Source organism: Roseicyclus sediminis (assembly GCF_025515305.1).
GTDB classification, from domain to species: Bacteria; Pseudomonadota; Alphaproteobacteria; order Rhodobacterales; family Rhodobacteraceae; genus Roseibacterium; species Roseibacterium sediminis.
Map to the genome: position 1 here is coordinate 269,904 of NZ_JAOPHT010000003.1, position 13,480 is coordinate 283,383.

Sequence of the window (13,480 nt, forward strand, 5' to 3'; positions counted from 1 at the left end):
TCTGCCGCTGCATCGGCGACGGCGATCCGTGAAACCTTCCCCGACCCTCACGGCCGCCAGTCGAGTACCATGTCCTCCGGCCAGGCGAGGTCGACGCGCATCTCGATGCGCTCTTCCGTGCCGGGCGCGAGGGCGATGTTCCACGCATGGACGCCGCGCAGGTCGTCGATGTTCTGCTCGTCGGGCGCCCGCGTGAAGGTTAGGTCCAGCTCCAGGTCCTCCTGCTCGGCGAAGGGCGTCGCGTAGAGCAGGCGCACGGTCTCGGCCTCGCCCGACGTGTTCTCGACGGCGAAGGCGATCCGGCGCACCTGTTCGTTCTCGGAGACGAAGAAACCGCGGTCGCCCTCGTCAAGCGACAGGTCGGTCCATGTCAGGCGGAGGTGGTCGAGCGGCCCGAAGGCGATTTCCATGTCCGCGCCCGCGGCGATCAGGGGTACCTGGTCCGAGCCCATGAGATCCCCGTCGCGGAAGAAGCGCGCGGGGCCGGGAAGGATCGTCTCGCCGCTGTCGTTCTCGCCCATCGCGACGAGGAAGGCGGTCGCGTCGTAGCGCGGTACGGCCCGGTTCTCGAGGTCGACCTCGAACGACAGCGCGTCGAGCGGCAGCGTCACCTGCCCCGTGGGCCCGACCGTGACCGGTGCCGTGTAGTCGTAGACGACCGACAGCCCGTCGACGACGAGGCGCGCGACCTCATCCTCCATGATCGCGGGCTCCATCATGATCGGCGCGTTCGCCAATCCGATGCCAGCCTGGGTCCGGACGGCTGGCTGAGGGAGGGGTGCCGGGACGGGCGGCGCGATGCGCGCGGGATCGGGGTAGGTGCCGGCGGGCGACCGGTCGCGGTTCGGCATGGCGGTGGAGAACCGCATCGCGACGTTGCGCCACGACGCTTCGCCGAAATACGTGAACCGGATCGAGCGTTCGACAGCGAGCGCCTCGGCTTCGGTATTGAGCGAAATCGTATAGCTCGGCGACCAGAGTGCGTCGTCGCTGAGGTAGGTCAGCACGAGCTCGCCCGAGATCGCCTCGGCCGCGTCGATCTCGACGAGGATGCCGGGGCTGGTTTCGCCAAAGGGGCGCAGGTCGGCGAGGGCGCGTTGCGCTTCGGCCAGCGCGCGCATCCTGTCCTCCACGATCTCCTCGTCGGCGCGGCGAGCCTCGCGCGCGGCCTGGAGCTCGGTTCCGACCCTCGCGGTCTCGGTCCCGAGGGTTGCGAGCAGCGCGCCGAGTTGTGCGGGATCGTCGGGCATCGCCGCCCCGTCCTGTCCGCCCCGCGCCAGCGCCGTGAGCCAGGCCAGTTGCGTCTCGAGGCCCTGGATGCCGGCATCGCGCCGGGCGAGCGCGTCGCGCGCCTCGGTCAGGGCATCCTCCGCCGCGTCCACCCCGGCGCGCGCTTCCGCTTCCTCCGGCGTGTCGAGCCCGCCTTCGGGAATGGTCAGCGCCCCGAGCGGCTGCGGCACGCCAAGGCGCACACCCTCGGGACCGGTCAGCTGGATCATGTCGGGATCCGAAAGATCGCGGATCGGGATCAGCAGCCGATGCTGCCCGGCGGGCAGATCCACGGCGACCCGGCGCGAGACCTCGGCCCCTTCCGCGAAGACGAGCGCCTCGGCGATGTCGGCGCGGATCAGCAGGTCGTCAGCCAGCGCCGTGACGCTGGACAGGAGCAGGGCGGAAAGCGAAAGGGCGAAACGCATGGTCTTTTCCTCGGTTCTGGCGGTCCTGACCAATCAGTTGGCCCCTGCGCACCGACAGGGCAATGGGGTGAAACCCCTATACGGGCGCTCGGCGGCCATTCGCTCGTTTCCCCTGCGTCGCGTCGCGCACAAAAGAAAAACGGCCGGTCCGGGACGTCCCGAACCGGCCGCATGGCCCGTCGCTTCAGGTCGGCGTCAGCCCTTCTTGAGCACGCGGTTGCCGAGCGTCTCGGCGATCTGCACGGCGTTCAGGGCGGCGCCCTTGCGCAGGTTGTCGGAGACGCACCAGAGGTTCAGCCCGTTCTCGACGGTCGAGTCCTGGCGGATGCGGCTGATGAAGGTGGCGTAGTCGCCGACGCATTCTACCGGCGTGACGTAGCCGCCGTCCTCGCGCTTGTCGACGACGAGGATGCCCGGGGCGATGCGGAGGATCTCGCGCGCTTCGTCCTCGTCGAGGAACTCCTCGAACTCGATGTTGATCGCCTCGGAATGCCCGACGAAGACGGGCACGCGGACGCAGGTCGCCGTGACCTTGATCGACTTGTCGAGGATCTTCTTGGTCTCGGCGACCATCTTCCATTCCTCCTTGGTCGACCCGTCGTCCATGAACTTGTCGATATGGGGAATGACGTTGAAGGCGATCTGCTTGGTGAACTTCGCGGGCGAACGCTCCTGACCGGGGACGTACATGCCCTTGGTCTGGTCCCAAAGCTCGTCCATCGCGTCCTTACCCGCGCCCGAGACGGACTGGTACGTGGAGACGACGACACGCTTGATCCGCGCCCGGTCGTGCAGCGGCTTCAGCGCCACGACCATCTGCGCGGTGGAGCAGTTGGGGTTCGCGATGATGTTCTTCTTGGCGTATCCGTCGACGGCCTCGGCATTCACCTCCGGCACCACGAGCGGAACGTCGGGGTCGTAGCGGTAGAGCGACGAGTTGTCGATCACGATGCACCCGGCCTTCGCGGCCTTCGGCGCGTACTTCGCCGTCGCCTCGGACCCGATGGCGAACAGCGCGATGTCCCAGCCGGTGAAGTCGAAGGTATCGAGGTCCTTCGTGGTCACGGTCTTTTCGCCAAAGCTGCACTGGGTGCCGAGAGACTTGCGGCTGGCAAGCGCCGCGATCTCGTCCACCGGGAACTCGCGCTCGGCGAGGATGTTCAGCATTTCGCGGCCCACGTTGCCCGTGGCTCCTGCGACGACGATGCGGTAACCCATGATCCCTTTCCTCACATGTCAGGATGCGCGGCGCTTACAGGAGGGCCGGGGAACAGGGAAGGGGCATGGGGTCGCGGCACTGGCACCTGTGACGCAAAAGCCGGGTCAGTCGACCCGATCCCGCGCGAAGAGGTAGACGGCCATGCCCAGCACGATGACCAGCGCGAAGAGCGCGAAGAGCGGCCCGTAGGCCTGCGTCGTCCCACGCCCCTCGGCAAGCGCGGCGAAGACCGGGCCCGAGCTGAACTGCATCACCCCCGCCCCGCCCATGCCGAAGAGGTTCAGCAGCGTCACGCCGCGTCCCGTCAGGTGCGGCGGCAGGAAGCTGCGGCCATGGGAAATCACGATGGGGTAGGACGCGCCCAGAAGGCCGATCAGTCCGAAGATGGCGATTGCCCCGGCAAGGCTCGTCGGTGGCGCCAGCCACAGCGACAGGAGCAGGGCCGCGACGCCGAGATTGCCGATGAGGATGGGTATCTTGCGGCTGCCCACCCAGCGGTCGATCGGGCCGTAGGCGAAGTTTCCCGCGACCATGGCAAGGCTCATGACGAGTGTCGCCGTTCCGATCTGCGCGAGGACGGCGCCATGGACGTCGGCCACGTAGGGGCTGATCCAGAGGCCGCGCACCCCGGCGGCGGGCGCGTAGCAGACGAACATGGCAATGAGGATCGGCCAGAGCGCCGGCATGGCGAGCAGATCCAATAGTGAGCCTTTTGGCTCACCTTCCGGTTTTGCCGGGTCGCGGACCAGGATCGCGATTCCGATCGCGACAATCGCGGTGAACACGGCGAAGCCTGCGACCGTCTCGCGCCAGCCGAAGACCTCGACCGCCCAGGCCATCGGAGCGGCGGACAGGATATTGCCGAGCGACGAGACCCCGACCGTGACACCCGCCAGCGTGCCGAAGACGGCCGCCGAAAAGGTCCGCGCGAAGATGTAGTAGGTCGACATCAGCACCGGCGAACAGCCGATGCCGATCAGGATCATGGCGACCGTTATCATTCCCGGCGTCTGCGCGCTTGCAAACAGCGCGGCACCCCCGCCCGCGCCCAGCAGGAACAGGGCCGATGCCGTGCGCCTCGGACCCAGCGTATCGAGCGACCAGCCCACCGGAAGCTGCATCAGCGCGAAGGCCGCGAACCACAGTCCCGAGGCGCGGGCGAGATCTCCGGTCGTGGCGCCGAGATCGGCGGAGAGCGCGGGCGCGAGAACCGCGAGAAAGGCGCGGTAGAACTGGCTCAGCATGTAGCCGATGACAAGAAACGCGATCCCGGCGCGCATGGCTTCCCCTTCCGGTGTGGCGCGACCCTGCACCGGAGACCCGCCTGCGGCAAGCGCGCGCGGTTTCCGATCCTTTTTGTCGGGAATATTGACAGGCCGGGAGAAACGGAGTTCAACGGCATCAACCCAGCTGAGTGTTTCAGTCAGGTATTTGATCGGGAAAACCAGGGAGACCTTTCCATGACCCGCACCCTTGCCGCCCTCCTGGGCACGACCATCGCCGCATCGACGCTGACCGCTGCGCAGGCGCAGGAGCTGAACCTCTATTCCTCGCGTCACTACGACACCGACGAACGGCTCTATTCCGACTTCACCGACCTGACCGGCATCACGATCAACCGGATCGAGGGCGACGCTGACGAACTCATCGCGCGTCTCGCCGCCGAGGGCGCGAATTCGCCCGCCGACATCTTCCTGACCGTCGATACCTCGCGCCTCCAGCGTGCGGCGGACATGGGCCTTCTGCAGCCGGTGGAGTCGGACATCCTGGCCGAGCGCATCCCCGCAAACCTGCGCGACGACGACAACCTCTGGTTCGGCTTCAGCCAGCGTGCGCGGATCATCTTCTACGACATGAACGATGTGCCGAACCCGCCGCAGACCTATGCCGACCTTGCCGATCCGGCCTACGAGGGCATGGTGTGTTCCCGGTCTTCGACGAACGTCTATTCCCAGACGCTGATGGCGGCGATGATCGAGCATCTCGGCCAGGACGCGGCGCGTGATTGGGCGGCCGGTCTCGTCGCGAACTTCGCCCGCGATCCGCAGGGCGGCGACACCGACCAGCTCCGCGGGCTCGTCTCCGGCGAGTGCGACATCTCGATCTCGAACACCTACTATTTCGCCCGCGCACTTCGGACCGATGTTGACGGTCTCTCTGCCGAGCAGCGCGCGAACATCGGCTGGGTCTTCCCCGACCAGGGCGGCAACGGCGCGCATGTGAACCTGTCGGGCGGCGGCATGGCGGCCCATGCGCCGAACCATGACGCGGCCGTTGCCTTCCTCGAGTATCTCGCCAGCGACCAGGCGCAATCCTACTTCGCCGCGGGCAATGACGAATACCCGGTGGTGCCCGGCGTCGAGATCGCCGCCTCGGTGCAGGAGCTCGGCGAATTCGAGGCAGACGACGTCTCGCTCGCCGCCGTCGCCGCGAACCTTCCCTCGGCGCAACAGATCTTCAACGAGGTCGGCTGGGAGTAAGTCCCAAGCCATCCGAACAGGGGCCGGATCCTTCGCGGGGTCCGGCCCTTCTTTATTCCGCCGCCTGTGCGTCGGCGTCCGGATCGGGGACGAAGCGGCGTTCGGTCGTCGTCTCGCGCCCGAGCCCCCAGCAGAGGATCGCCACGGGGATCAGGCCGACGGCCATGATGACGAGCGACGGCACCGCCGCCTCCGCCAGCCGCTCGTCCGCGGCGAGGCGATGGGCCTGCACCGCCAGCGTGTCGAAGTTGAAGGGCCGCATGATGAGCGTGGCGGGCAGTTCCTTCATCACGTCGACGAACACGATGAGGGCCGCCGTCAGGATCGAGGGGCGCAGGATCGGCAGATGCACGCCCCGGAGCATGCCCGTCGGCGTCTTGCCCAGCGTCCGTGCCACCGCGTCGATGTTGGGGTTCACCGTGGCAAGCCCCGCGTCGTAGGCCGATAGCGCGGCGGCCATGAACCGCACCATGTAGGCGGCGACCAGCAGCCAGATCGATCCGGTGATGAGAAGCCCCGTGTCGATGCCGAAGCGCGCCTCCATGAAGGCGTCGACCGCGTTGTCGAAGGCGGCGAAGGGCACGAGGAGACCCACGGCGATCACGCCGCCCGGCACGGCATAGCCCAGCCCCGCGATGCGCAGGGCGGCGCGCGCGGGCCGCGTCGGATGCAGCCGCGCGTTGAAGCCGAGCGCGATGGCGCCCGCGACCGTCAGAACGGCGGCGATACCGGCCATCACGAGCGAGTTCCTGAGGAACCCGAGGTAGCGATCGGTGAACAGGATCTGCCCCGAGTCCCAGGCCATCGACAGCAGCAGGACCGTGGGCAGGATGAAGCCGAAGAATACCGGCAGGAGGCAGGCGGTGAAGGCCAGGCCCGCCCTGGCGCCCGACAGCGGGGCGGGCTGCATCGCCTCGAACCGCCGCCCGGCCGCGTGGTGCCTCTGGTGGCGCCTCTGCCGTCGCTCCAGCGTGGCGAGGACCAGCGCGACCGTCAGCAGGCAAAGCGCCAGCTGCGCGGCCGCACCCCGGTCGAAGAACGAGAACCAGCTCTGGTAGATGCCGGTGGCGAAGGTCTGCACCCCGAAATAGGAGACGGTGCCGAAGTCGGCCAGCGTCTCCATCAGCGCGAGCAGCACACCGCCGGCGATGGCGGGCCGCGCGATCGGCAGGCTCACACGGCGGAAGGCACCCCAGGGGCGTTGCCCGAGCGTGCGCGCGGCGATGTAGGCGGTGGCGGATTGCTGCAGGAAGGCCGCACGCGCGAGGAGATAGACATAAGGGTAGAGGACGAAGGTCAGCATCGCCGCCGCCCCGCCCAGGGACCGGATCTCGGGGAACCAGTAGTCGCGCGGTCCCCAGCCGGTGAGGTCGCGCAACGTCGTCTGCACAAGGCCCGGATGGTCGAGGAAATCTGTGTAGGCGTAGGCGAGGACATAGGCCGGAAACGCCAGCGGCAGGGCCAGCGCCACTTCCAGAACCCTGCGTCCCGGGAACCGCGTCGCGGTCACAAGCCAGGCGGAGGCGGTTCCGATCACCGCCGTGCCGGTTCCGACCAGGAGGATCAGCCAGGCGGTGGTGCCCACGTAACGCGGCAGGACCGTATCGACGAGACGGCCGGTCACCTCCCATCCGCCGGTCAGCGCGGCAAGCGCCACGGCGATCATCGGCAGAAGGCAGATCGCGGCCGCGATCCAGGCAAGCACGGCCAGCGGCCCGGGGCGTCCGCGCCTCCGGCCTTTCCGCGATGCCGTCGCCTGCCCTGCGGTGTCCTTTGTCATCCGGAGCGTTTTTGTCGGGTTTGCGCCGGAATGCAATGCGGCGATTGCGGCCGGTCAATTGCCGGCCGGGATCCGTCGGTCACTCGAAATAGTGGGCGTGGCTCGCCTTCAGGTCCTCCAGAACGTCGAGAACGCTGGTCAGGTGGCGTGTCATGACCCGCCGCGCACGATCCTCCCGCCCCTTGCGGAGCGCGTTGAGGATGCGCCGGTGCTCGTCCTCCAGCATGCGCAGGTGTGCGACGTCGTTGAGCCTCAGCGCGCGCAACCGGTCGAGCGCCGTCTTCTCGCGCACAACCAGCGTCCGGACGCGGGGCAGCCCGGTTGCGCCGGCGAGCGCGGCATGGAACTCGTCGTCCGCTGCGTGGAAGGCCGCGGTGTCGCCGAGGGAAATCGCGTTGCCTTGCGCGGTGAGGGCGGCGGCCATGCGCTCGTCGTCTTCGGGCGAGAGGCCGTTGGCGCAGATCCGCACCATCGCCGCCATTTCCAGCGCCTCGCGGATGAACTGAGCGCTTCGGATGCCGTCTTCGGAAAGCGGCGTCACGAAGTTGCCGCGCGAGGGCCGGGTGACGATCAGCCCCTCGTCGCGCAGCCAAGTCATCGCCTCGCGCACCGGCGTGCGGCTCGCGCCGAAGCGGGCGCCGGCCTCGGTCTCGGAAATGCGCGTGCCCGGGGGAAGCGCCAGCGACAGGATCGCCGCCCGCAGCGCGCCGTGGATCTGCTGCGATGTCGGCAGGTCGAGGTCCAGCACCGGAAGCGGGACATGCGGAAGAAGATCGTCCGGGGCGGCTTCGCCTTCGTCGAGGGTCATTCTCTTGTCCTTATCTGCTCTGCCTTCATCCGGTATACTGGTGTACGGGTCCGTTGACAATTCTCTCGGCTCCGCGAATGGTCCGCCGCGGGAGGACGCGCAGATTGCCTGAACCTGAGACACCGCTCGGCCTGGCCATGATCGGCACCGGCATGGTGGCGCGGACCCATCTGCTCGCCATCCGGGATGCGCGGCCACGACCGAGGCTTGTGGGTGTCCTGTCCCGCTCGACCGGGCGCGCACGGGCCTTCGCGGCCGAGGCCACGGAGGTGCTCGGGGCGGGGGTCGACACGTTTTCCGACGTCAACGCGATCGCCGCCGATCCCCGAGTCGATTGCGCGCTGATCCTGACGCCGCCCGACGCGCGACTTTCGCTCATCCGTCCCCTGGCGGATGCGGGCAAGGCGATCCTGCTGGAAAAACCCGTTGGCCGCACGCTGGCCGAGGCCGAAGAGGTCGTCGCCTTCTGCGAGGCCGCCGGAGTGCCGCTCGGGATCGTGTTCCAGCACCGCGTGCGCGAGGCCTCGCGCGCGGCCGCCGACCTCGTGTCGGACGGAGCGCTTGGCGCCCTCGGCCTTGCGGAGATCGCCGTGCCGTGGTGGCGGGCGCAGGCCTATTACGACGAACCCGGGCGCGGCACCTATGCCCGCGACGGAGGCGGCGTACTCATGAGCCAGGCGATCCACACCATCGACCTCGCCCTCAGCCTTACCGGACCCGTCGAGAGTGTCACCGCCATGACCGCCACGACGCGGTTCCATCGCATGGAGGCCGAGGACGTGGCGGTCGCCGGATTGCGGTTCGTCGGCGGAGCGGCCGGATGGCTGACCGCTTCGACCGCGAGCTTCCCCGGCAGGTCCGAGTCCATCGTCCTGCATTACGAGAAGGCGAGCCTGCGGCTGGCAGAAGGGGTGCTGGAGGTCAGCTGGCGTGACGGGCGGGTCGAGCGTCACGGCGCCACCGCGACGACAGGCGGCGGTGCCGATCCTATGGCCTTTACCCATGACTGGCACAGGTCTGTCCTCGAAGATTTCGCGCGGGCGCTTCACGAAGGGCGTCCACCGGCGATCACCGGGCGCGCCGCGCTCGATGCGCATCGTCTGATCGACGCGATGACACGTTCGGCGCAAGCCGGACGCAGGGTAAATCTTATAGAAGATAAACAGACATGAGCATCCGCTTCGCCGTTCTCGGCATCGACCACCGCCACGCTTTCGGCATGACGGAGCATCTGACCGCGGCGGGCGCCACCTGCGCCGGGTGGTGGACCGAAGGCGCGCCCAACACCGAGGAAGGCTTCCGCAAGCGGTTCCCGGACCTGCCGAGGTTGCGGGACCGCGCGGCGGTTCTCGCAGATCCCGAGGTCGATCTCGTCGTCATCGCCGCGATCCCGCGCGACCGGGCGGGCCTGGCCATCGAGGCGATGCGCGCGGGCAAGGACGTGATGGTGGACAAACCCGGCTGCACGACCCTCGAACAGCTTGCCGAGATCCGGCGCGTGCAGGCCGAGACGGGGCGCATCTGGTCGGTCGACTTCTCGGAACGCTTCGAGGTGCCCTCGGTCACACTCGCCACCCAACTGGTGCAGGACGGCGCGATCGGTCGCGTCGTGCAGACCGTCGGTCTCGGTCCGCACCGCCTGAACCGCGAGACGCGGCCCGGGTGGTTCTTCGACCGCGAGGCCTATGGCGGCATCCTGACGGATATCGCGAGCCATCAGATCGACCAGTTCCTGCACTTCACCGGATCCCAAAGCGCAAAGGTGGTCCATGCCGTGGCCGAGAACGTGGCGCATCCGGACGATCCCGGCCTGCAGGATTTCGGCGAGATCGCACTCAGCTCGGCCAACGGACGCGGTTACATCAGGGTCGACTGGTTCACGCCCGACGCGCTGCCGACCTGGGGTGACGGCCGGCTGACGATCCTCGGGACCGATGGCTACATCGAACTCAGGAAATACGTGGATGTCGGCGGCCGCGAGGGGACCGATACGCTGATCCTCGTGAATGGAGATCGCTCCGAGGCGATCGACGCGCGCGACGCTGGGCTGCCCTACTTCCCCCGCATTATCGCGGACGTGCAGGAGCGGACGGAAACCGCGATGACGCAGGCGCACGCCTTCACGGTCATGGAGCTTGCGCTGAGGGCGCAGGCGATGGCGGAGGGGCGCGCATGATCCGCGTCGCAATCCTCGGTGCCGGGATCGGGGCGGAGCATCTGGAAGGCTACCGCGCGCTGCGTGACCTGTTCACGGTCAACGCCCTGTGCGACCGCGACCTCGAACGGGCAGAGCGGGTCGCGGGCGGCGAGCCGCTGGACCTCGTCCCGGATGTCGGAAGCATTCTTGCACAAGAAGACATCGATCTTGTCGACATCTGCCTGCCACCTCACCTCCATGCCGAGGTCGCGGTGGCCGCGCTCGGCGCGGGCAAGCACGTGATCTGCGAAAAGCCTCTCGCGCGCAGCCTCGCCGAGGTCGACGCCATCGCCGCGGCCGCGCAGCGCGCCGGGCGCGAGGTTTTTCCGGTTTTCCAGTATCGTTTCGGTCCCGCCTTCGCCGCGCTCGACGCGCTGATCGCGCGGGGTCTCGCCGGCCCTCCGGTCGTGGCGAGCCTCGAGACGCACTGGAACCGGAATGCCGAATACTACGCCGTGCCCTGGCGCGGCACATGGGCGGGGGAGGCCGGGGGGGCCGTTCTCGGCCACGCGATCCACGCCCACGACCTTCTTTGCCGTTACTTCGGCCCCGTCGCCGCTGTGCAGGCGCAGCTCACCACGCGGGTGAACCCTATCGAGACGGAGGATTGCGGCGCCATCGCCTTCCGGTTCGTGAACGGCGCGCTCGCCACTTCCTCGGTGACACTGGGTGCGGCGAGCGACGAGACGCGACTGCGCCTTGTCTTCCGCGACCTCACGGCGACGAGCGGGATGGAACCCTATGCGCCTGCACTCGGGCCATGGCGCTTCGCCGCGCGCGATCCCGCGCGGCAGGCGGAGGTGGATGCCATCGTCGCCGCCCATTCGGGGGCGCTGCCGCGCTTCGCCGGGTATCTCGAGGCCGTCGCCGACCATCTGGCCGGGCGCCCTTCGGCAGCGGTGCGGCTGCCGGACGGACGCATCTCGATCGAACTGGTCACCGCGATCTACGCCGCCGCACGCAGCGGGGAGGCGGTCTCGCTCCCGCTTGGGGAGGCGCATCCGCTGCGCCATGGCTGGCAACCGGAGGGCGTCGCATGAGAGAGACATGGCGCTGGTTCGGGCCCGCCGATCCGATCCGGCTTGCCGAAGTGCGGCAGACCGGGGCGCGCGGCATCGTCAGCGCGCTGCATCACGTGCCTTCCGGCGTCGCCTGGACGCGGGAGGATGTGGCCGCCCGAAAGGCGGAGATAGAGGCCGCCGGCCTGACCTGGGACGTGATCGAGAGCATCCCGGTGGCCGAAACCATCAAGACACGGACAGGCCCCTGGCGGGCGCATGTCGCGGCGTGGATCGACAGCCTGCGCGCCGTGGCCGAGGCGGATGGCCCCCGCGTCATCTGCTACAATTTCATGCCGGTCCTGGACTGGACCCGGACGGACCTGCGCCATGTGCTGCCGGACGGGGCGACGGCGATGCGCTTCGACCTCGTCGACTTCGCGGTCTTCGACCTCGACCTCCTGCATCGTGCGGGGGCCGAAGCCGACTATCCCGACGCCGTGCGGCAAGATGCGAAACGGCGCCTCGATACCATGGATGCCAATGCCCGCGAGGCGCTGGCCGCCAACATCACGGCCGGGCTGCCCGGCGCGATGGAAAGCTGGACGCTGGAGGACGTGCGCGCGAAGCTTGCGGATTACGCCGGGTGCGATGCCGCGGCGCTGCGCGACCGCCTCGTCGCGTTCCTGGCCGAGGTTGTTCCGGTCGCGGAAGACCTTGGCCTCAGGCTCTGCTGTCATCCCGACGACCCGCCATTCCCGCTTCTCGGTCTGCCGAGGGTCATGTCGACGCTGGAGGATTACCTCGCGGTCCTCGACGCCGTGCCGAGCCCTGCGAACGGGGCGACCCTCTGCACCGGGTCGCTCGGCGTGCGGGCGGATTTCGACCCCGCCGCCTTCGTGCAAGCCCTGGGCGAACGCATTCACTTCGTCCACCTGCGCAACACGGTGCGGGATCCCGGCGCCACCGGCCTTCGCGTCGGTTTCCAGGAGAGCGCGCATCTCGACGGCGATACCGACATGGTCGTCACGATCCGGGCGCTGATGGCCGAAGAGGTCCGCAGGCGTGCGGAAGGGCGCGCGGACGCCGAGATCCCGATGCGCCCCGACCATGGCCACGACATGCTCGACGACCTCGCGCGGAAGGGGCAGCCCGGCTATCCGCTCATCGGGCGACTGCGCGGTCTGGCGGAACTGAGGGGCGTCATGGCCGCGGTGGGCCACGCCGCCTCATAGCATCCGGATCACGTCCTTCTCGATAGCCAGGACATAGCCGCGCCGCGCGATGTTCTTGATCAGAAGCTCGCTCACGATCTGGTTGCCGAGCGTGTCGCGCAGCCGCTTGATCCGGGTCGCGCCGGCGGCCTCGTCCACATCCGTCTCCGCCCGGCCCGAGACCATCGCCTCGATCTGCGCGCCGGTCAGCACCTCGTCGTCGAGCCGCGCCTCGGCGAGTACCGAGAGCGTCTCCATCGCGGCATCCGTCAGCTTGAACTCGAGGTTGTTGATGAGAACCACGCGCTCCTCCCGGCTGAGGATGAGGGAGGACACCTGGATGCCCTGCCGCTCGATCTGCCCGATGCGGCGGTTGAGCGTGACGATGGTGCCAAGAAAGACGAGGCAGGCGATCAGCAGCGCGGCGGCGAAGACCATCAGGACGAACATCACCGCGCGGTAGCTTTCGAGAACGCCCGAGAAGGTCGTGCCGGTCTCGGCCATGATCTCCAGCATCCGCGTGGCATCCGGGTCGCGCACGTCCGCGCTGACGAAGATATCGGCGATGGCGGCGTTGAAGGCGTCGGCGTCGGGCAGGTTCACGAACAGCAGGATCGCCGTCATCACCAGGATGGCGACGATCGCGGCCATGCCGAGCTGAATGACCCGGGTCGATGCGATCCGGGTTTCAGAAACGAAGGAAGAAGGCTCCGGCATCGGCCCTCCTTGCGTTGAGGCCGCTGTCGTCAAAGACCGAGATCACCTGCAGAAGCTGCCAGCCCTCGGCGGCGATGCGCTGGGCGATGACCGGCGCGGCGTCGGCGACGGAACACGCGGCGTCGGGAATTGCGATCACCCCGTAATGGAGGCGCAGGGGGTCGTCTGTCCGGGCGCGGTAATCGGCGTAGCACGCGGCCGAAACCGGACCGGCGGCGGTGGCGAGCGCGGCGGCGATGAGCGTCATGCGAAAGGGTATCTTCATGGCTCCGTCTCGTACTCCAAGCGGGGACAGGCGTCCACAATCGTGGCGATCCTCACTCCGGGCGGGGCTGACAGGCAATGACCGAGGCCTGCGGGACGGCCGTTA

Annotated in this window: 12 protein-coding genes; 5 read left to right on the forward strand and 7 right to left on the reverse strand. The window is 68.4% G+C overall.

All coding sequences use genetic code 11. From position 1 onward, the window contains the following. Positions 1–47: 47 nt before the first annotated feature. The 3 genes from N8I71_RS06170 to N8I71_RS06180 all read right to left on the reverse strand — a co-directional run bounded on the left by N8I71_RS06170 (position 48) and on the right by N8I71_RS06180 (position 4,196). Positions 48–1,697: a DUF4139 domain-containing protein gene (locus N8I71_RS06170; protein ID WP_262877068.1), complete on the reverse strand. Its 1,650-nt coding sequence runs from the start codon at positions 1,695–1,697 to the stop codon at positions 48–50. A 195-nt stretch (positions 1,698–1,892) separates the two neighbouring features. Further along, positions 1,893–2,915, reverse strand: a complete 1,023-nt coding sequence (locus tag N8I71_RS06175; protein WP_262877069.1) for an aspartate-semialdehyde dehydrogenase — start codon at positions 2,913–2,915, stop codon at positions 1,893–1,895. A gap of 105 nt (positions 2,916–3,020) precedes the next feature. After that, entirely contained in the window at positions 3,021–4,196 is a 1,176-nt protein-coding gene (locus N8I71_RS06180) for an MFS transporter (RefSeq protein ID WP_262877070.1), read from the reverse strand. Positions 4,197–4,376: 180 nt separating this feature from the next. On the opposite strand from N8I71_RS06180, the gene N8I71_RS06185 reads away from it, so the two are divergent. Continuing rightward, on the forward strand, positions 4,377–5,396 hold the full coding sequence (locus tag N8I71_RS06185) for an extracellular solute-binding protein (protein WP_262877071.1): 1,020 nt from the start codon (positions 4,377–4,379) through the stop codon (positions 5,394–5,396). 52 nt (positions 5,397–5,448) lie between these two features. Here the strand turns inward: N8I71_RS06185 and N8I71_RS06190 are convergent, their stop codons facing one another. Then, on the reverse strand, positions 5,449–7,176 hold the full coding sequence (locus tag N8I71_RS06190) for an ABC transporter permease (protein ID WP_262877072.1): 1,728 nt from the start codon (positions 7,174–7,176) through the stop codon (positions 5,449–5,451). A gap of 79 nt (positions 7,177–7,255) precedes the next feature. After that, the gene (locus N8I71_RS06195) at positions 7,256–7,984 is read right to left on the reverse strand and encodes a GntR family transcriptional regulator (protein ID WP_262877073.1); all 729 of its coding nucleotides are present in this window, start codon (positions 7,982–7,984) and stop codon (positions 7,256–7,258) included. 104 nt (positions 7,985–8,088) lie between these two features. Between N8I71_RS06195 and N8I71_RS06200 the strand changes: the two genes are divergently transcribed. From N8I71_RS06200 to uxuA, 4 genes are read left to right on the forward strand one after another with little or no spacing between them, the layout of a single operon-like run. Continuing rightward, positions 8,089–9,156, forward strand: coding sequence for a Gfo/Idh/MocA family protein (locus N8I71_RS06200; RefSeq protein WP_262877074.1), 1,068 nt, complete (start codon positions 8,089–8,091; stop codon positions 9,154–9,156). Further along, a complete protein-coding gene (locus N8I71_RS06205) occupies positions 9,153–10,160 on the forward strand; it encodes a Gfo/Idh/MocA family protein (RefSeq protein WP_262877075.1) in 1,008 nt (335 codons plus the stop codon). The genes N8I71_RS06200 and N8I71_RS06205 overlap by 4 nt, the downstream gene beginning before the upstream one ends. After that, the gene (locus tag N8I71_RS06210; RefSeq protein ID WP_262877076.1) at positions 10,157–11,221 is read left to right on the forward strand and encodes a Gfo/Idh/MocA family protein; all 1,065 of its coding nucleotides are present in this window, start codon (positions 10,157–10,159) and stop codon (positions 11,219–11,221) included. The genes N8I71_RS06205 and N8I71_RS06210 overlap by 4 nt, the downstream gene beginning before the upstream one ends. After that, complete coding sequence (uxuA, locus tag N8I71_RS06215) at positions 11,218–12,414, forward strand: mannonate dehydratase (protein ID WP_262877077.1); 1,197 nt, start codon at positions 11,218–11,220, stop codon at positions 12,412–12,414. The genes N8I71_RS06210 and uxuA overlap by 4 nt, the downstream gene beginning before the upstream one ends. Here uxuA and N8I71_RS06220 read toward each other — a convergent pair. Both N8I71_RS06220 and N8I71_RS06225 read right to left on the reverse strand, forming a co-directional pair. Continuing rightward, a complete protein-coding gene (locus tag N8I71_RS06220) occupies positions 12,409–13,110 on the reverse strand; it encodes a winged helix-turn-helix domain-containing protein (RefSeq protein ID WP_262877078.1) in 702 nt (233 codons plus the stop codon). The two genes, uxuA and N8I71_RS06220, sit on opposite strands and share 6 nt — an antisense overlap. Beyond that, positions 13,082–13,375 (reverse strand): hypothetical protein, encoded by a 294-nt coding sequence (locus N8I71_RS06225; protein WP_262877079.1) that lies wholly within the window; start codon positions 13,373–13,375, stop codon positions 13,082–13,084. The genes N8I71_RS06220 and N8I71_RS06225 overlap by 29 nt, the downstream gene beginning before the upstream one ends. Positions 13,376–13,480 lie beyond the last annotated feature (105 nt).